Below are 18,977 nucleotides of genomic sequence, written 5' to 3' on the forward strand. Positions count from 1 at the left end.
TACGTGACAGGTCTGGTTTCAGCCGCACCGTCACAGCATAACGATGCTCAGTGTGAACTGAGCATCGTTATTGCTGTTTTGGATGAACAGGATAATCTGCCACAGGTTTGCCGGGAACTGGCCGAGGCCATGCAGCAATTGCCTGCGGCCGAAGTGGTTTTTGTAGATGATGGTAGCCAAGATCAAACCGTAGAAGTTTTGCAACATTTGCGGGATGAATGTTTGCCAAGCTTACGCATTCTTTCTCATGATCGACGTTGCGGTAAGTCTGCTGCCCTACGTACAGGCATTACGGCAGCCCGTGGTACATGGATTGCCACTATTGATGGCGATGGGCAGGATGACCCGCGTGAACTGGGGACTTTAGTTTCTCTTGCGCAAGCGCAGGCAACCAAGGGTAGGGCCCCACTTGTTGTAGGGGTGCGTACACGCCGTAAGGATGGTTGGTCTCGCCGTTTTGCAACGCGTTTTGCTAACGGGTTGCGGCAGAAACTTTTAAATGACCAGTGCCCGGATACAGGCGCACCTATCAAAATTTTCCAACGGGCAGACTTCCTGCGCTTGCCGCAGTTTGAGGGCTTGCATCGTTTTCTTCCGGCGTTGTTTGCATCTTACGGTGTGCCGTTGGTGTGCCACCCTGTTACGCATCGGCCGCGTTTGCATGGGCAGTCTAAATATACCAACTTCAATCGTGCGGTGGTTGGCGTGCGCGATCTGCTGGGCGTGATGTGGCTGCGGAATCGTACACATCTTCCAAAATCGATTCGTGAATGCTGAATCAGAAAAACGGTCACCAGCCACTTTCTCTTAAAGCTCTGCTGCTTTTAGGCCTTGCTGCTTTTTTGCTGTTTCTGCCAGGGCGAGCCGTGACGCCACCATTTGATCGGGATGAACCCCGATACATGGAAGCCACAGCGCAGATGCTAGAATCGCACAATTTTGTAGATGTGCGCTTTCAGGACAAACCGCGTTATTTGCAACCGGCTGGTATTTACTGGCTGGAGGCTGCTGCTGTTTCTATTACAGGAATGCAGCATCAGCGTGTTGTTTGGCCGTATCGTATTCCCTCACTTCTGGCCATGTCTGGTGCTGTTGTTCTTACAGCACTTATTGGCTCCATGCTGTTTGGGGCTTCGGCCGGATTGGGTGCGGGCTTATTGTTTATGGCTTCTGTGCTGGTTGCAGCAGAAAGCCGTATGGCCACTATCGATTCCTGCCTGCTGCTTACAGTTTTGCTTGCGCAGTTGGCGTTAACAGGCGCTTTGCGAGATCGCCAGCAAGGTGTGGCCACGCCCATAAAGCGTGCTTTGCTGTATTGGGGTGCCATTGGCTGCGGCCTGATGTTGAAAGGGCCGGTTATTCTTATCCCATCTCTTGCGACACCCTTAGTGTTGGGGATGTTAGAACGAGATTTTGGTCTGTGGCGCAGAATGCGCCCGGCATGGGGCTGGCTTTTGTCCGCCGCTATTCTGGTGCCGTGGTGTGTAGCTATTGGGGTTGTGAGCCACGGTGAGTTTTTTCGGAATGCTGTTGGTACCAACTTTTTAGGCAAGGTGGCCTCTGGGCAGCAAGCGCATGGGTTGCCACCAGGCTACCATCTGTTGGTTTTTTTGCTGGCGTTCTGGCCTGGCTCATTTTTTGCGGCCTGCGTGGCACCTTTGGTTTGGTGTGCGCGTAAGCAAGAAACAGTGCGCTATTTGCTGTGCTGGATTATTCCGCATTGGGTGGTGTTTGAAGCGATTGCGACAAAACTTCCGCATTACGTGCTGCCTACTTATCCAGCTATTGCCATTCTTACAGCAGCGTTTTTGGCCCAAGGTGGGGACGTATGGCGTAATTGGCCTGCGCGAGTTTGGGGCAAGGTGCTGCTCAGTATTTATGCTGTCGCGTGGGCTCTGGTGGGCATTGCCTTGGCCGTTGCTGGCCCGACCCTGGTCTGGGTGTTGGAGCACCAAATATCCGCAACTGCTATTGTTCTGGCCTTGGGCGTATTGCCGTTGGTTGGCCTTGCAACATGGTATATTTCACGCGCACGCTTGCAACAGGCCGCTTTAAGCAGTGTGGCTGCCGCTGTACTGCTCTATGTGGGGCTGTTTACGGTGGTGGTGCCACAGCTGCAGAGCATCTGGTTGGCCCCGCGTCTGACAGCACTGGTGCAAGCACACCAACCGTGTGCAGAGTCGCATGTGGTGTCAGTATCATTTTCTGAGCCCAGCCTGGTCTTTCTGCTGGGTGGCAAGGTGTTGCTAACGGGTGCAGAAAATGCTGCAGCAGCTGTAAAGGCAGATGCAAAGTGCACGGTGGCACTTGTTGATCAGCGCGATACACCCGCATTTATGGCAGCGCTGGGTAATAAATCAGAAGATGCCGTTAGCCTTGGTACAGTAGGTGGGCTGAATTACTCCAATGGCCGTCATTTGCTCATAAGTTTGTACAAGCTGAATACGTCGCCAAAGCAGTAAAACTGTTTGAATGGACGGATATAAAACGCATTTTTACAGCGCAATGTAGAAGTGCGTTCAGTATTTTGGGAAGTGCAAAAGGAAATGCCCGCTGGCGGATTCGAACCACCGGCCCCATCATTACGAATGACGTGCTCTACCAACTGAGCTAAGCGGGCACATTTTGTTTGCGGGGCGGTGACTATCATGATCCCTGTGCCTACGCAAGGGAAAACTGCAATTTACCTAGAGGTTTGGGCAACAACAAAACGTCATTTCTGGCTTTAAGCAGGGGTGCCATTCTGTTTTGAGTGTGACGGAACAGTTTTTTCGTTTTAAGAACTATCCGTATGAACATGTCGCAGTTATTTGGCTTGGTGCGGGAGGCCCTTAATCCCGGGCAGAATGTTCCGGTTGATGAAAAACGGCATGTTCGGCTTGTGCAGGGTATTGTGGAATGCCCTTGCTGTGGCCATTACCAGCATCTGTCAGAACTTAAACCCGGAACACAGGCACGCTGTTGCCGATGCGGGCAATTGCTGGATCGGCGCAATCGCACCTCTCCTATCGCAACACCTCTGGCTTTTTGTATCAGTTCGGCGTCTCTTTATTTGGCCATGCTGCTTTCCACATTGATGATGCTGGATCTGTATGGACGAGAGAGAACCGTAGATATTCTTACCGGCCCGATAGAATTGTTGCATGAGGGTTGGGGCGAAATTGGCGTGTTGGTAGCCATAGCCACCATTATTGTGCCGGGGCTTGTTATCAGCATGATGATGCTGGTGCTGGTTGGTGCGCTTCAGCCCAAGTTGCCGTTCTGGGTGCCGCATCTTCTTAAGTGGTATGAACGCTTGCGCCCGTGGTCGATGGTGGAAGTGTATATTCTGGGTGTCTTTGTAGCCTACACCAAGCTGTCAGATATGGCTTATGTGCAGGTGGGGGCAGCAGTCTTTCTGGTCGCCTCGCTTATGGTCACTATGTCCGCCACAGATGCCACGTTGGATACGGAATTGATCTGGCGGCGCAGGCAAACAGATACCAGCTTGCGGCGGATGGATAATCAGCGCGTACGCCTATCCTGCGAGGAAATCGGGCCGGATGACCAGATACCGCCAGCCAGCCATATGGTTTCCTGCCTGTCTTGCTCTGCGGTGCTGCTGTTTGATGAAAAGCTGGATCAAACAGCTCCGTTAGGGTTTTGCCCTCGCTGCGGGCATGTGCTGCGCCAACGCAAGCCAGATAGCATTGCCCGTACCGTGGCGCTGCTTGTTTCCGCTGTGGTGTTTTATCTGCCGGCCAATATCTACCCGGTTATGACCGTTATCCGGCTGGGTGCAGGTACGGGGCATACCATCGTGGAAGGGGCCATAGAACTGTGGGAAAGCAACATGATCCCGCTTTCCCTGCTGGTGTTGTTTGCCAGTGTGTTGGTGCCCGTTCTTAAAATTATCGGGCTGATGTTTATGGTGATCAGCACCAAATACCATTCTGCGCGAAATCTGGCTGCCCGATCCAGGCTTTACAGGTTGGTAGATGTTATCGGGCGCTGGTCTATGATTGACGTATTCATGGTTTCCATTCTGGTAGCCATGGTGCGCTTTAGCAGTATGGCCAGCATCAGCGCTAACGGCGGTGTGGTGTGTTTTGCCGCCGTTGTGGTGCTGACAATTTTTGCAGTGCATGCATTTGACCCTCGGTTGATGTGGGATGCAGCGGGCAAAAACGGCGATACGGCCCCAGCCGATGCCGGGCAAAATTGCCCGGCAAAAATTGAGGCTGCTGCATATTGGGACAACATGGAGCCGGACAGGGCGTGAACGGACACAGTCATAATCATTTCTCTCCTCCAGAAGGGGAAAGTGCTCAGGATGCTCTGGTAAGGCGCATTCGGTTTTCCATTATCTGGATTATTCCCATTGTTTCCGTGCTGATTGCGGGCTTTCTGGTCTGGCGCAGTTTTATGGACAATGGGCCAGAAATTACCGTTGTATTTGATACAGCCGATGGCCTGACCAGCGGCCAGACACAGGTAAAAAACAAATCTGTGGTTCTGGGCACGGTGGAAGGTGTTTCGCTGACTGATGATCTGCGGCATGTCAAAGTGCGTATCCGTATGAATAAGGGTACGAATGATATGCTGACAGATAGCGGCCGGTTCTGGGTTGTGCGTCCGCGTATCAACGGGGCAAGTATTACCGGCTTGGAAACCCTGATGTCTGGCGCGTATATCGCGTTTGATCCGGGGCTGAACAAGAATGGCCACCCCGCAGGTAAACGCACCACAACGTTTGAAGGGCTGGAAGCTCCTCCGGGTGTGCGTTCAGATCAGCCTGGCCGTATTTATACGCTGGTAGCGGGCAATATCGGGTCTATCGGGCAGGGGGCGCCTGTTTTCTTCCGTGATGTGGATGTGGGGGAAGTGCTGGGTTACACCATGCCCCCCGGCGGCCGCGGCCCGGTGATGATCCAAATTTTTGTGCGCGAACCCTATGATCATTATCTGAACACCAATTCCCGTTTCTGGAACGTTTCTGGCGTTAAGGTTGGGTTTGGTGCCGGTGGGCTTAAGGTACAGTTGCAATCCCTGCAGGCTTTGTTCTCTGGTGGCGTGGCTTTTGGTCTGCCGCCTGTTGCAGAAAGCCGCCTGCATCCAGCTTCAGAAGCACCAGCCAATACGGTTTTTAAACTGTATGACACCCATGAGGATGCAGATAACGCAGGCTATCGTGAGCGCGTGCCACTTGCCACTTATGTAATGTCTTCTGTCAAAGGCTTGGATGTTGGCAGCCAGGTCACGATGTTTGGGATTCAGGTGGGTAATGTAACCAGTGTAAAGCTGGATCTAAGCACCAACCCGGGACATCCGCGTGTGCGTATCGGCATGGAAGTTCAGCCTGAACGCGTGCTGTCTCCGGCTGAATTGCGGAATAACAACCTGACAGATATGTTCCGCACTCTGGTAGCGAATGGTCTGCGTGCTTCAACAGACAGTGTGAGTTTCCTGACGGGTGAGGGGATGATTTCCCTGAACTTTATCAAGAATCCCGCACCAGCTACCACCAGCATGGAAGGTCCTACGCTGGTTATCCCAAGCCAGGCCGGTGGGATGGGTGGAATTATGGATTCGCTGTCCACCATTACGTCTCGTCTGGCGGCTATGCCGTTTGAACAGATTGGCACAAACGCCAATAATCTGCTGGCACATGCGGATCAAACACTTGTTAGCCCGGATGTTAAGCAGTCTCTGATTGGACTGCGCAATTCCATGCAGAACCTGCAGGCTCTTACGCATGATCTGCGCAATGGTATGGCACCGCTGAGCAAGCGTCTGCCAGAAATGGCACAGCAGCTTGATCAAACTCTGCAAAATGCCAACCGCCTGCTGGCTAGTTATGGCGGCAACAGTGATTTCCATCGGAATCTGCAATCCATGGTGGTGCAGTTGGGGCAGACAGCGCGCTCCCTGCGGTTCCTGTCAGATTTTCTGACCAACCATCCTTCTGCGCTGCTTTCAGGACGATAAGATCATGACGCAAACTGGTTCTTGCAAGCCCATGAAAACCCGTCTTGACCGGCGTATGTTGCTCCGCCTGAGCGGTGTGGCCGGGCTGGGTGTTATGGCCTTTACGTTAACGGCCTGCTCTGGTGGGAGTCCCTCTCTTTACACATTGGCGGTTACACCCGGCCAACCGCAGCCAGGTGGACCACGCTTTGTAGAAGTGCGTTTGCCTACTGTGGCATCCGGTTTGGATAGAGACCGAATTGTTACGGCAGATAGTGGTTATAAGCTTACAGTTTCTGCTGCTGATGCATGGAGCGATTCCCTGCCTGCCCAGATCAGCCGCGTTATGGCAGGTGATCTGGCACAGCGCCTGCCGGGCACAGGCGTGTTTGTAGAGAATGATACTGTGGCGACTGAGCCGGAAGCCTATGTGGATATGTCCATCAGCCGCTTCTCAACCGGCCCGTCAGGCAATGTGGAACTGGATGCCACGCTTTCCATCCAACCCGCATCTGCTGGTGCTCCTGGCAAGGATGAGCAGTACTATATGCAGAACTTTACACTGCAGGGCACACAGGCCAGCGCCACCATGCCAATGGTGCAGGTGTTAAGCCAGTTGCTGGGCCAATTGGCGGATGTTGCTGCCCAGCAGCTACGCCAGCTTCCTTCTGGTCAATCCACTGGGCGACACACCATTGTGCGGAAGAAAACACAGCACGGGTGATATTGCTCTAGAATATGGAGAGTGAAGATTACAAAAAAAGCGGCCAATTTGGCCGCTTTTTTATTTGGTAAGGATACTGGCCTCAGGCAGTGCCGGGGCCAAACTCCGCATCATGGTCGATCAGGGGAATAGGGTAATCCCCTGTAAAGCAGGCATCGCAATAGCGGGCATCGCTTGCCTGTCGGTCTTTGTAACCCATGGCGCGATACAAGCCGTCTAGCGAAATAAAGGCAAGGCTATCCACGCCAATCAGCTCTGCCATGGCTTTCAGATCATTCTGGGCCGCCAGCAGTTTGCTGCGTTCTGGCGTATCAATGCCATAGAAGCAGGAATGCCGAGTGGGTGGAGAAGAAATGCGCATATGCACTTCTGTTGCCCCCGCAGCCCGCACCATATCCACAATCTTGCGGGAGGTAGTGCCGCGCACAATGGAATCATCCACCAGAATAACGCGCTTGCCGTTCAGAATTGGGCGATTGGGGGAGTGTTTCATCTTCACGCCCAAATGCCGGATCTGATCAGTGGGTTCGATAAAGGTGCGGCCCACGTAATGGTTGCGGATAATGCCGAGTTCAAAAGGAATACCGCTGGCCTCAGCATAACCGATAGCTGAAGGCACGCCTGAATCGGGCACTGGCACCACGACATCAGCATCTACATGGCTTTCACGCGCCAGTTCGTGGCCGATCTGCTTACGCACTTCGTAAACAGGCAACCCTTCCAGAACGGAGTCTGGGCGAGCAAAGTAGATGTATTCAAACACGCAAAAACGCGGGTGCGTATCACCAAACGGGCGCAGGGAGCGGATACCGTTTTCATCAATCACAACCAGTTCGCCCGGTTCCACATCGCGCACAAATTCTGCGCCGATAATGTCCAGACCACAGGTTTCTGATGCCAGAACCCAAGAGGGCTGCTTACCATCTTCGGAAGGCAGCTTGCCAAGCACTAGCGGGCGCACACCCATGGGGTCACGCACACCAATCAGTGCCTCTTCAGACAGCACAACCAATGAATACGCGCCGGTTACCCGTTTTAGCGCATCGATCAGCCGGTCTTCCACTGTTGCGTACAGGGAGATGGCAATCAGATGGATGAAAACTTCCGAATCCGTGGTGGACTGGAACAGACAGCCACGGCGGATAAGTTCGCTCCGCAGGGTATCGGCGTTGGTCAGGTTACCGTTATGGGCCACGGCCAAGCCGCCAAACGCAAATTCAGCAAACAGCGGCTGCACGTTGCGCAGCAGCGTGGCGCCTGTTGTGGCGTAGCGGTTATGACCAATGGCGCGTGTGCCTTTTAGCGTAGCCATAACGCGGGAATCTGCAAACACATCACTTACAAGGCCAAGGCCTCGGTGAGAGTGGAAGCGACGTTCCTGCGGGTCAAAACAGACAATACCGGCGGCTTCTTGCCCGCGGTGTTGTAGGGCGTGCAAACCCAGAGTGGTAAGGGGAGCAGCATCCTTAGCGTTCCAGATACCAAAGACAGCACATTCTTCGTGTGGATGATCATCATCCAGTGTCAGTGGATCAGGCAAGGAAGCAGACGGCGTGGGATGGGCGAGCATAAGCGTGCAGGGCCTCCGCAGAAGGTCAGAAACTGGCCGTATGGGATCACAAGGTGGCGTCATGACCTGTAGAAGGATTCCGCGCAACCCCTTTTGCGCTTAAATCCGGTAGATATGGCTGGATATGGGATGCGCCGAGCCGGATGTAAGGGGTAAGCCGGCTATCTTCTGTCAGGGCGGCCATGTCTTGGGGCTGTAGTAACCATTGTGCGGCCATAAACAGCACAACCACCAAAAACATCCCGCGCACAATTCCAAAAAGCAGGCCCAGTAACCGATCCAGCGCATCCAATGGGGTGGCTTTAACGATTCGGACAATGGCAGCAGAAAGCACATAACCAGCGCACAATACCCCAAGCAGAAGCAGAGCAAAGGAGCCTATCTGTGCGCCTGTAGGCGAAGTGATAAAGCGCTGCACAAAAGGCAGAAAAGCTGCGTGGAAGCGCAGCGCCAGCACAATGGCAATGCCCCAGCTCATAAAGCCTAGCGCATGCCGGGTGAACCCTCGCCAAGCACCATGCAGGGCAGACAGGCCAATAATCAGCAGGGAAAGGGCATCTATGGCAGCCATGAGGCAGGCTTTATGCCAATGAATGAGCGACCTGTCATGCGCTTCTGTATTTTATGGCAGCTTGCTGGTGGTAACGCGCCAAGGGCGCATAACCTTGCCATTTCTTTTTTTCCGGTGCGGCGGTTGATTCAACTTCATCAACAGTTCGGCCACTTCCAGCCTGCGCAGCAGTTCTGTCCATACTTCGGCCGGATCAACATCCTGGCTTTCCCACAATTTGTGCAGGGTTTGCAGGAACAAAGCGCTTTCATTCACAATATCCTGGTGCCGGTTATCTATAAACGCGGCAGTACAGTTTGTGGCATGGAGCCCGACCTGCCGGCAGAGCCGCTTGAGCGCGGCACTAGCTGGAGGAGAGGCAGGTGGAGGTGAAGTAACCATAAGGTGAATGATGCGCTGCATCTTCACCCTTGGTCAATGGTATTAGATTGTGAAGTATTTTGCGTGCTTGTTTAGAATAACAAGTGCAGAGGTAGACTGTTCCGGATGGAGTTGATCTCCATCTGTTAAGGAAACCCCAATACGTTCGGCGTCCAGCAGGGCTAGAATGGGGTGCTGATCTTCCAGTCGTGGGCAGGCCGGATATCCGAAGGAATAGCGAGAGCCGCGGTATCCCTGCTGAAGCAGTTTTTCCATATCCCGCGCATCTTCCCCGGCAAAGCCGAGTTCTGCCCGGATACGCTTGTGGGTGTATTCGGCCATGGCTTCGGCCATTTCAACGGAAAGACCGTGCAGATACAGATAATCCTGATATCGGTTTTCCTCAAACCAATCACGGGCAATATCAGAAGCTTTCTGGCCAACGGTTACAACCTGCAGGCCAATAACATCACGTTCCAGTTCTGAGATGTCGCGCACAAAGTCAGCAATACATTCACCATCCGCCTTTGGCTGGCGCGGTAGTGTAAAGCGGCAGGCTTCGGTTGTACCGTCTTCTTCAAACAGCACCAGATCATTGCCATCCCCGGCGGCTTTCCAGTAGCCGTAAATAGCCTGCGGTTTGAGAATGTTTTCTTTGGCCGTCAGATCCAGCATCCGGCGCAGGATTGGGCGGAGTTCCTGGCGCGCCCATACCAAGAAATCATCCAAAGAGCGGCCCTGTTTACGGAAGCCCCACTGGAACTGATAAAGCGCGCGTTCGTTCAGGAACGGCAGAACGGCTTCTGGCGTAGCTTCCAGAACGCGGGAACCCCAGAATGGCGGAACCATGGGCGGTTCATCTGCTGTCAGGCGTTCACGCCGTGCGCGTGCCGCAGCAACATCAACGGGGCCAAAGCCACGTGTTTCTGCCGTTTCTGGCGTGCGGGCATTGGTGCGTGTGGCTTTACCTTCGCGTCGTTTCTGGATGGCTGCCAGATAATCATCAAACTTCTTCTGGCTGATCTGGTCCATAAGCGTCAGACCATCAAAGGCATCACGCGCATAGGCTACACGGCCTGTAGGCGCATAGGCGGCAACACAATCTTCTTCCACATAGTTGCGGGTGAGCGCCGCACCACCCAACAGAACGGGTGTATCCAGCCCAGCGCGGGAGATTTCTTCCAGATTTTCGCGCATGATAACGGTGGACTTCACCAACAGGCCAGACATGCCAATGGCATCGGCCTTTTCCTTGCGCGCAGCGTCAATCATATCCTGCACAGGCACTTTGATGCCCAGATTAACAACGCGATACCCATTGTTGGTGAGGATGATATCCACAAGGTTCTTGCCGATATCGTGCACGTCACCTTTAACCGTAGCTAGCACGATTGTGCCGCGCTGCTGGCCATCTATCCGCTCCATATGCGGTTCCAGATAGGCCACAGCGGCTTTCATGGTTTCGGCAGATTGCAGCACGAATGGCAGCTGCATCTTGCCTGCACCAAACAGTTCCCCAACCACCTTCATGCCATCCAGCAGAACAGTGTTGATGATATCCAGTGGGGCCATGTTCTGCATGGCTTCTTCAAGGTCTGCTTCCAGCCCTTTTCTGTCGCCATCAACAATGCGGTCTTTCAGGCGTTCTTCTGCTGTTTCAGCCCGCTTGCGCTTCACCGCATCTGCGGCTTTACGATCTGCAAACATGGCCAGAAGCGTTTGCAGTGGGTCGTAATCTTCTGTGCGGCGGTCAAAAATCAGATCTTCCGCAACCTTCACTTCCTCAGGGGCAATCAGGTGCAGTGGACGGATTTTGGAAACATGCACAATGGCGGCTGTCATGCCCGCTTTAACAGCGTGGTCCAGATAGACCGAGTTCAGCACGGCACGCGCCGCAGGGTTCAGCCCGAAGGAAATATTGGAGAGGCCGAGCACAATCTGAATATCCGGGAAGGTATCCCGAATCATTTTAATGCCCTCAAGCGTCCACTGCCCCAGTTTGCGGTCATCTTCCGCACCGGTGGCGATGGTGAAGGTGAGGGGGTCAATCATCAGGTCAGACTGTGGTAGACCGTATTTTTCGCAGGCAAATTCTACAAGGCGGCTGGCAATACGCAGCTTGTCTTCCGGCTTGCGGGCCATGCCCTCTTCATCAATGGTCAGGGCAACAACAGCGGCACCAAACTTGCGGGCCAGCTCCATGCGGTCTGATGCAGGGCCTTCACCATCTTCAAAGTTGATGGAGTTGATGATGGGTTTGCCGCCGTGTAGCTTGAGGGCTGCCTCAATAACCGGCGTTTCGGTGGAATCAATTACCAGTGGTGCGTTTACGGATGAGGTGAAGCGCTTGATCACTTCATCCATTTCTGCACGTTCGTTACGGCCTACAAAAGCCGTGCAGATATCCAGCGCGTTGGAGCCTTCACGGATCTGCTCACGCCCAACGGTTACGCAACCATCCCAGTCATGCGCTTCCTGGAGTTCACGCCATTTTTTGGAGCCGTTGGCATTGCAACGTTCCCCAATGGAGAAATAGGCGTTTTCCTGCCGGAGGGGGACCTGAGAATAAAGGCTGGCAACAGAAGGCACCCATACGGATGTGCGCGGCACAGGGGCAGGGCGTAGGCGGCCAGTGCCTTCTGCACGGCGGCGCAACATGGCATCCAATGCTTCTGTATGTGGGGTGGAGGTGCCACAGCAGCCCCCAATCAGGTTCAGGCCATCCTCTGTAATAAAGCGCTCAACCCATGAGGCCATTTCTGTGGGTGTAAGAGGGTAATGGGTCTGGCCGTTCACCAGTTCTGGCAAGCCCGCATTGGGCTGCACGGAAATGAGCCGCGGCCAGTTTTCAGACAGCCATTTCACGTGTTCGGCCATTTCCTGTGGGCCGGTTGCGCAGTTCAGGCCCATCAGATCCACATCAAGGCTATGAATGACTGTAGCTGCCGCAGCAATGTCCGGCCCTACCAGCAAGGTGCCTGTGGTTTCTACCGTGACCTGCACAAAAATCGGGGTTGTAGCCCCCAGTTCTTTTCGTGCAATCTTTACGCCGTTTACAGCTGCCTTGATCTGAAGGGTGTCTTGGCAGGTTTCAATCAGGATTGCGTCTACGCCGCCTTCAATCAGGCCACGGGCTTGCTCTGCCAGAGCAGCTTCAAGGCTATCGTAATCAATATTGCCCAGAGAGGGCAGCTTGGTGCCGGGGCCCATGGAGCCCAGAACATAGCGGGTGCGGCCATCGGCAAAGCTTTCTGCAGCTTCGCGCGCCAATATGGCGGAGTTCTTGTTGATTTCCCGCGCTTTGTCTGTCAGACCAAATTCACCCAGTGTGATGGGGGAGCCACCAAACGTATTGGTTTCCACCATGTCTGCACCGGCTTCAAAATAACCGCGGTGGATTTCACGGATAAGTTCCGGGCGTGAGAGCGTGAGAATCTCGGTGCAGTTTTCCTGCCCCCAGTAATCACGCTGGACATCCAGATCCAGCATCTGGATACGTGAGCCCATGCCTCCATCACAAAGCAGAACCTGATCACGGAGGGCATCAAGAAGGGGCAGACGAGAAGACATGGCGACCATAAAATATAAAAGGAAAGGGAAGGGTGCTTTCCCAACACCGCAAAGCACAAGGCTTCACGTTATTCCAGAGAGCAGCCCGTATGTCCACTAGCCTTATAGAGCAGAGCGTAAAGCCTAGAGATGGGCGGATCATGCTTCATGTTTGTATATCGGTGCCAGACAAGAAGTCTGATGACCATGAAGATGCGCTTTTATTTGTTAATACAGAAATAACGCAAGAACAGAATGCAGGGTGGTGCCATATTTGGCGTTGGAATGGAGAGGTGGGGCAGCATGCCGCGCATTGTGTGTGCTGTACCGGGCAAGGCAGCTTATCGGCCTTTTTGCTGGCGCGTGCTCAGGAAAGCGTTTTAGGGCGCTGTGCACCTTACCAATCTGTGTGGATTATATGTCGCAAAAATGAAGCAGAACGTGTGCAGAAACGGTTGCAGAAAGAAGGATTTTTAAATTCTTTTTATAAATTTGTCGCTTAAAGCCAGTTTTCTGCCTTTATTACTACTCAGTTTTCTTTACATATTTTGCAATAACCTACACAGAAAAACTTGGAGACTGTGTCTTCTCCTGTCATAACGGCGCATGTGCCGGGCAGGAACGTATCTGCTGTATTTGTGCGGTGCGCTGTATTGTTAAGTTGGTTTAACCAAAAGGGTTGTGCGTGGACCAGACTGATCATGTGCCGGAACAGGCCGGTTCTCCTTCAGATACAGATCGCGGTCAGGGAGCTCCCGTTTCTGCGCCTGTTATCCGGTTAAAAGCTGTTGTTGCGGCTGCTAAATATCATGGCCTGGAATTGGACGTCCGTGATTTTGCAGCGGAACCGGGAGAAGATACGCCATCCCCTGCAACATTGGTGCGCTGGTTAGAAGAACAGGGTGCTGTAGCAAAGGCCGTGCGGATTAAGTGGCGTTATCTGGTTAAGATGACCAACTCTCCGCCGATTGTTTTGATGTTCCGCGATGGTTCTGCGGCATTGATGGTCAATGCGACACCAGATCGTGGGGTCGTATGGCTGCAGGATCCGCTCAAAGGTGCAGCTGTGGCTGCTGTGCCAGTAGATGAACTGCGCCTATCCCGAATATGGACTGGTGATATCCTTCTTATCAAGCGGCGTAAGGGGGAATCCGAAGCAGATGCGCCCGTCAGTCTAGGATGGCTGGCCAAAATGGTGCTGCGCGAAAAGCGCTCTATGCGCGATATTGGTATCGCATCCATGGTGCTAAGTGTGCTGCAAATTTTTCCACCACTTATTGTTATGCAGGTGATTGATAAAGTGGTGGGTTACCACTCCATGTCAACGCTGGTTTCAATTTCTGGTTTGTTGTTTATATTTTCCCTTTACGAGGTGCTTATCAGCTATGGGCGGCGTGAGTTGTCTATGGTGCTGACGACACGTATTGATTCTCGTATTTCCCTGCATCTTTTCAGTCGTCTTTTGTCTTTGCCGCTGGAGTACTTTGAGCGCCAGCAGGCGGGGAACGTGCTTGGGCGTGTGACAGCTATTTATAAAGTGCGAGATTTTTTGACCGGACGGTTGATGACCACCGTTTTGGATCTGTTTACGCTGGTTGTCGTTCTGCCTTTTCTTTTTATTCTCAGCGCAACGCTGGCTTGGATGACAGTTGCTTGTGCGGGTCTTATCGGTTTGGTTGTTGTGGTTGCCATGAGCCCACTTGCCAAACTGATGGTGCAACAGCTTGCTGCTGATCGGGATAGAAGTGCCGTTCTGTATGAAAGCGTTGCGGGTATCCGCACCCTGAAAACACTTGCTTTGGAACCTATTCGTAAACAGGCGTGGGATGATGCCACGGCAAATGTTATTCGGTGGAAACTTGCGGTAGGGCGCTTTTCAAACTGGACCCAAACAATCGTTATGCCGATTGATCTGTTTATCAATCGCGGCATTATTTTGGTTGGTGCTTATCTGGCGCTTGTTAGTCCTTCTGCTGTGGGAACAGGTGGTCTGGTTGCGTTTATGATGCTGGGAGGGCGTGTTGCGTCACCTCTGGTTGGTCTGGCAAGGCTCATGGACGAATTCAACGAAGTTATGGCATCGTTGGGAGAGGCTGCATCGGTTCTAAACCAGCCTACAGAAACAAGAGCACTAACAACAGGCATGCGTCCGCGTATTAAAGGGGCGCTTTCGTTCGAGGACGTTAATTTCTCTTACCCTGGGTCTACCAGATTGGCGCTGAAGAGCGTCAACTTCTCCGTGCCAGCCGGCACTATGTTGGGCCTTGTTGGACGAAGCGGATCCGGCAAATCCACCATTACACGTTTGTTGCAAGGGGTGAGCCGGTCTTACACGGGCTATCTCAAGTTGGATGGTGTTGATTTGCGAGAAATCAATCTTACTCACTTGCGCCGGTCTTTTGGTGTGGTGTTGCAGGATAACTTTCTGTTCCGTGGCACCATTCGTGATAACATTACGGCAGGCCGTCCCGGATTTACGATTGATGACGTAGTGCATGCGGCCAGAATGGCCGGGGCCGAAGAATTTATTGAACGGATGCCCGCTGGTTATGAAACCTTCATTGAAGAAGGTTCAACCAATATTTCTGGGGGGCAACGTCAGCGTCTTGCTATCGCGCGTGCTGTGATTACAGATCCTAAGCTGATGATTTTGGATGAAGCAACGTCTGCGCTAGATCCCGAAAGTGAAGCTTTGGTGAACGCCAATCTGGAGCGGATTGGTAAAGGCCGTACGATGGTTATTGTTTCTCACCGTCTCTCTTCTCTTGTAAACTGTGATCAGATTTGTGTGATGGACCAAGGGGAAGTGGCGGATATTGCGCCACATGATGTTCTGCTTGAACGGTGCGATATTTATCGGACACTTTGGATGCAGCAAAACCGGCATACAGAAGGGCGTGCTTCTTCTGCAGGTGCATCTTTGATCGCGGAAGGAGAATAATCCCATGAGCGAACAGGATGCACAGGTCGTGCCGAACGATCCATCTGATGACAAGCAGCAGAAGGCCGTTACGCCAGCTTCGGATGATTTTCTCAAGCAGGCTGATGACCCTTATGCACAAGGTGACATGCCCGTTGCGCTCTTGGAGTTTCATTCTCCAACAGCGGCATTGGTTAATATGCCGCCTACACCCAGTGCGCAGTATATTATTTGGGTGATTGGCGGGCTGGTGCTGTTTTCCATGATTGGGATAACAGTCTTCCCGCTTGACCGTGTTGTTTCCACTGAAGGTCGTTTGGTTTCCAGTGAGCCATCGCTTGTGATCCAGCCGCTGGATACATCAATCATCCGCTCGATTAATGTGAGAGAAGGGGATTTCGTTCATAAAGGCGATGTCTTAACGTATTTGGATCCTACGCAAACGGGTGCAGATAGTGAAAACCTGAAAACCCAGATGGATCAGTACCAAGCTGAAGTGGATCGCCTTACGGCCGAAGCAAATGGGCAGGATTATAAGCCTGATGTGAATAATCTGTCTGCGTTACCGCAGGGTGAGGCTTATTTGCGGCGTATGGCTGAATTTAACGCTAAAGTCGAAAATTATAATAAGCAGATTGCCAGTTTGCAAAGTGACTTGCAGGGGTATGTTGCAAATGCTGCAATGTATGCTGCGCGTTCCAAGGTGGCTGGCGATGTTCATAAAATGCGTATGGAGCTTCAGAAGGACCAGGTGGGAAGCCGACTGTCTACTTTGAGTGCTCAAAATGAGTTGATGGAAGTTGAGCGTTCGCAGATTTCGGCCCAGCAGCAGGCAGCTTCTGCCCGTAACAAGTTGGCTGCCGCGGTTTCTGAAAAAGAAGGTTATATTCAAACTTGGAAAGCCGAAATTTATAAAGATTTAATAGTGGCGCAGCATAAGCTTGCAGAAGCAAAAGGCGCGTACCAAAAAGCCATTTTACATAGTAACATGGTAGCGCTTAAAGCTGATGAGGACGCTGTTGTACTAAATATTGCTAAAATTTCTGTTGGTTCTGTTGTTACTCCAGCAGAAAAATTAATGACCCTTGTGCCTGTAGGGAAAGGGTTGGAAATTGAAACAGTTCTGTCGGGCCAGGATGTTGGCTTTGTACGGCTTGGTGATAAATCTTTGGTGAAATTTGCGACTTTTCCTTACCAGCAATATGGTGGTGCAGAAGCAACAGTTAAAACCATTAGTGCGGATTCTTTTGTATCGGGTGGAAGTAGTGGGCCAAGTTCGGAAGAAGTGACGCCAGATAATACGTCCAAGTCTTTTTACAGTGTCCGTCTACGGGTTGATAAATATACATTACATGGCGTGCCTAATTTCTTTCATCCTCAACCGGGGATGCCAGTTACAGCGGAAATTCGTGTGGGTAAGCGCACGGTCATGCAGTATTTGTTGAATAGCATGGTCCCATTGATGTCCAATGGGATGCGTGAACCCTGATTAATAAAGGGTGTAATATAATACTCTGTGTATAGAGGATCGGGACTTTGGTCTGGAAACTGTTTCAGAAAACATTCGGCAAGTCGGGTAAAGATGTTCAATCTCGACTTGAACAGGCCAAAGCACAACTAAAAGAACAGCCAGTAGAAGCATTCAGCAAACTGGCTGTTCTTGCACGAGAAGGAAGTATTGAAGCCCAATTTCTAGTTGGGCAGTGCTATCTTACAGCACAAGGCGCTCCACCAGATTTGGTAGAGGGCGCGCGCTGGATACGCCGTGCAGGCCACAACGGATGGGCACAGGCTTCTTTCGTTCTGGCAACATTATATCTGCACGGTTTGCCACAAGAAGTGGATGCTGATGCTCCGAAATCCATTTTTGATGATGCACCCGAGCAAAGTAAGGGTGAGCCCGATTTTGTTAAAGCGGCAGAATGGGCGCGGCGTGCAGCAGATGCAGACTATGCAGATGGGCAGGCTCTGTATGGATATATCTTAACGGCTGGTCCGGAAAATATTCGTAATCCTGAACAGGCTTTGGAGTGGTATCGAAAAGCTGCATCTAATGGATGTGTGCAGGGCCATTTAGGGCTTGGGCTTGCCGCACTGGCACAGGCAAAAACACAGGAAGATTACAAGGCCGCCGCAGTCGAGCTTAAAAAAGCGGCTGATGGTGACATGGGTACTGCCCTGTATCTTATGGGGGTTATGACGGAACGCGGTATTGGCGTTCCACAAAATATTACTGAATCCACACAGTATTTTGCAAAAGCAGCAGAAAAGAAAGTGCGTGGTGCACAGGCCAAATATGGTTTGGCCCTGCTTTCTGGCAAAGGTGTTGCGCGTGATACTGTACGAGGAGAAACATGGCTAAGACGCGCCGCTTTGGCAGGAGATGCTGAAGCCGCTGCCATTTTGGGGGATATGCACGGACGGGGTGGCGAGATGCCCCCCAATTATGCCGAAGCTATTTCTTGGTATCGTTTTGCTTCAGATCAGGGGCATGCGGCGTCCAGCCGTACATTAGGCAATATTTATCTCGCTGGTGTAGGGGTGCCAAAAGACCCACAGGCCGCCGCGCAGTGGTTCAAAATTGCAGCAGAGCAGGGTGATAAGGAAGCCACGGCTGAATTGGGTAATCTGGCCTTGGCTGGCGTTGTTCCCACCTCAGAGGCTGCCGAAGTTCTGGAATGTTATCGAAACGCTGCAGCGCAGGATGATTTCCTGGCCGCGTTCAATGTTGGGGTTGCACTCGCTCAAGGGGTAGGTTCCCAGAAAAATGAGGAAGAGGCTCTTAAGTGGATTCGTAAAGCTGCCGATAAAGTCGTGAATGCGCAGTATTGGTACGGACGTATGCTGCTAGAAGGGCGAGGGGCAGAACGGAACCCGCAAGAAGGGCGGGAGTGGATGGAAAAGGCCGCTGAATCTGGCATGACCGAAGCCCAGCTTGCCTATGGGCACTTGCTGATTACAGGAACAGGTGGCGTAAAAGACCATCCAGAGGCTTTGCAGTGGTATAAAAAAGCCGCTGAAGCTGGCAATGTGGATGCTATGTTTTCTATTGGTGCCATGTATGGTGGCGGGCATGAGGTTCCAGAAGATTTGGTTCTGGCCCGGTCATGGTTTCAACAGGCAGCTGAAGGTGGTCATGGCCTCGCACAGTTGATGATGGGGCGTTATCTGGCCAACGGCATTGGCGGAGACAAGGATCTGGAAGGGGCCAAAGCTTGGTATCGGAAAGCAGAAAAACAAAATGTTTTGCAAGCAAGTATTGAGCTTTCCAAGCTTGGTGTTGGTGAAGGTGCACAAGCACCTTCTTAGAAAAATCCCTGAAAATTCCAAAAGGTTG

Annotated in this window: 12 protein-coding genes and 1 tRNA gene; 8 read left to right on the forward strand and 5 right to left on the reverse strand. The window is 52.3% G+C overall.

Going from position 1 to position 18,977, the window contains the following annotated elements; genetic code table 11:
* Positions 1-3 precede the first annotated feature (3 nt).
* Together FCN51_RS20190 and FCN51_RS20195 are read left to right on the forward strand one after the other, a co-directional pair.
* Positions 4-777, forward strand: coding sequence for a glycosyltransferase family 2 protein (locus FCN51_RS20190; protein ID WP_160256693.1), 774 nt, complete (start codon positions 4-6; stop codon positions 775-777).
* Complete coding sequence (locus FCN51_RS20195; protein WP_003624150.1) at positions 771-2,462, forward strand: ArnT family glycosyltransferase; 1,692 nt, start codon at positions 771-773, stop codon at positions 2,460-2,462. The genes FCN51_RS20190 and FCN51_RS20195 overlap by 7 nt, the downstream gene beginning before the upstream one ends.
* A gap of 85 nt (positions 2,463-2,547) precedes the next feature.
* Here the strand turns inward: FCN51_RS20195 and FCN51_RS20200 are convergent.
* A tRNA-Thr gene (locus FCN51_RS20200) sits at positions 2,548-2,620 on the reverse strand.
* Positions 2,621-2,791: 171 nt separating this feature from the next.
* Between FCN51_RS20200 and FCN51_RS20205 the strand changes: the two genes are divergently transcribed.
* The 3 genes from FCN51_RS20205 to FCN51_RS20215 are packed head-to-tail and all read left to right on the forward strand — an operon-like array spanning position 2,792 to position 6,670.
* Entirely contained in the window at positions 2,792-4,261 is a 1,470-nt protein-coding gene (locus FCN51_RS20205) for a paraquat-inducible protein A (protein WP_160256694.1), read from the forward strand.
* Positions 4,258-5,967: a PqiB family protein gene (locus tag FCN51_RS20210; RefSeq protein WP_014457527.1), complete on the forward strand. Its 1,710-nt coding sequence runs from the start codon at positions 4,258-4,260 to the stop codon at positions 5,965-5,967. The genes FCN51_RS20205 and FCN51_RS20210 overlap by 4 nt, the downstream gene beginning before the upstream one ends.
* A 4-nt stretch (positions 5,968-5,971) precedes the next feature.
* Positions 5,972-6,670, forward strand: coding sequence for a PqiC family protein (locus FCN51_RS20215; RefSeq protein ID WP_003624157.1), 699 nt, complete (start codon positions 5,972-5,974; stop codon positions 6,668-6,670).
* Positions 6,671-6,752: 82 nt separating this feature from the next.
* Here the strand turns inward: FCN51_RS20215 and purF are convergent, their stop codons facing one another.
* From purF to metH, 4 genes are read right to left on the reverse strand one after another with little or no spacing between them, the layout of a single operon-like run.
* The gene (gene purF / locus FCN51_RS20220; RefSeq protein ID WP_003624159.1) at positions 6,753-8,240 is read right to left on the reverse strand and encodes an amidophosphoribosyltransferase; all 1,488 of its coding nucleotides are present in this window, start codon (positions 8,238-8,240) and stop codon (positions 6,753-6,755) included.
* A gap of 46 nt (positions 8,241-8,286) precedes the next feature.
* Entirely contained in the window at positions 8,287-8,811 is a 525-nt protein-coding gene (locus FCN51_RS20225) for a CvpA family protein (protein ID WP_124296155.1), read from the reverse strand.
* A gap of 51 nt (positions 8,812-8,862) precedes the next feature.
* The gene (locus FCN51_RS20230) at positions 8,863-9,213 is read right to left on the reverse strand and encodes a phosphoribosyl-ATP pyrophosphatase (RefSeq protein WP_160256695.1); all 351 of its coding nucleotides are present in this window, start codon (positions 9,211-9,213) and stop codon (positions 8,863-8,865) included.
* 21 nt (positions 9,214-9,234) lie between these two features.
* Positions 9,235-12,741 (reverse strand): methionine synthase, encoded by a 3,507-nt coding sequence (gene metH / locus FCN51_RS20235; RefSeq protein WP_160256696.1) that lies wholly within the window; start codon positions 12,739-12,741, stop codon positions 9,235-9,237.
* A 664-nt stretch (positions 12,742-13,405) separates the two neighbouring features.
* On the opposite strand from metH, the gene FCN51_RS20240 reads away from it, so the two are divergent.
* From FCN51_RS20240 to FCN51_RS20250, 3 genes are read left to right on the forward strand one after another with little or no spacing between them, the layout of a single operon-like run.
* Positions 13,406-15,661, forward strand: coding sequence for a peptidase domain-containing ABC transporter (locus FCN51_RS20240; protein WP_003624170.1), 2,256 nt, complete (start codon positions 13,406-13,408; stop codon positions 15,659-15,661).
* A 4-nt stretch (positions 15,662-15,665) separates the two neighbouring features.
* The gene (locus FCN51_RS20245; protein WP_003624171.1) at positions 15,666-17,129 is read left to right on the forward strand and encodes an HlyD family type I secretion periplasmic adaptor subunit; all 1,464 of its coding nucleotides are present in this window, start codon (positions 15,666-15,668) and stop codon (positions 17,127-17,129) included.
* Positions 17,130-17,176: 47 nt separating this feature from the next.
* Positions 17,177-18,949, forward strand: a complete 1,773-nt coding sequence (locus FCN51_RS20250; protein ID WP_124306602.1) for a tetratricopeptide repeat protein — start codon at positions 17,177-17,179, stop codon at positions 18,947-18,949.
* Positions 18,950-18,977: the final 28 nt, after the last annotated feature.

The organism is Acetobacter pasteurianus (genome assembly GCF_009914215.2).
Classification (GTDB): Bacteria; Pseudomonadota; Alphaproteobacteria; order Acetobacterales; family Acetobacteraceae; genus Acetobacter; species Acetobacter pasteurianus.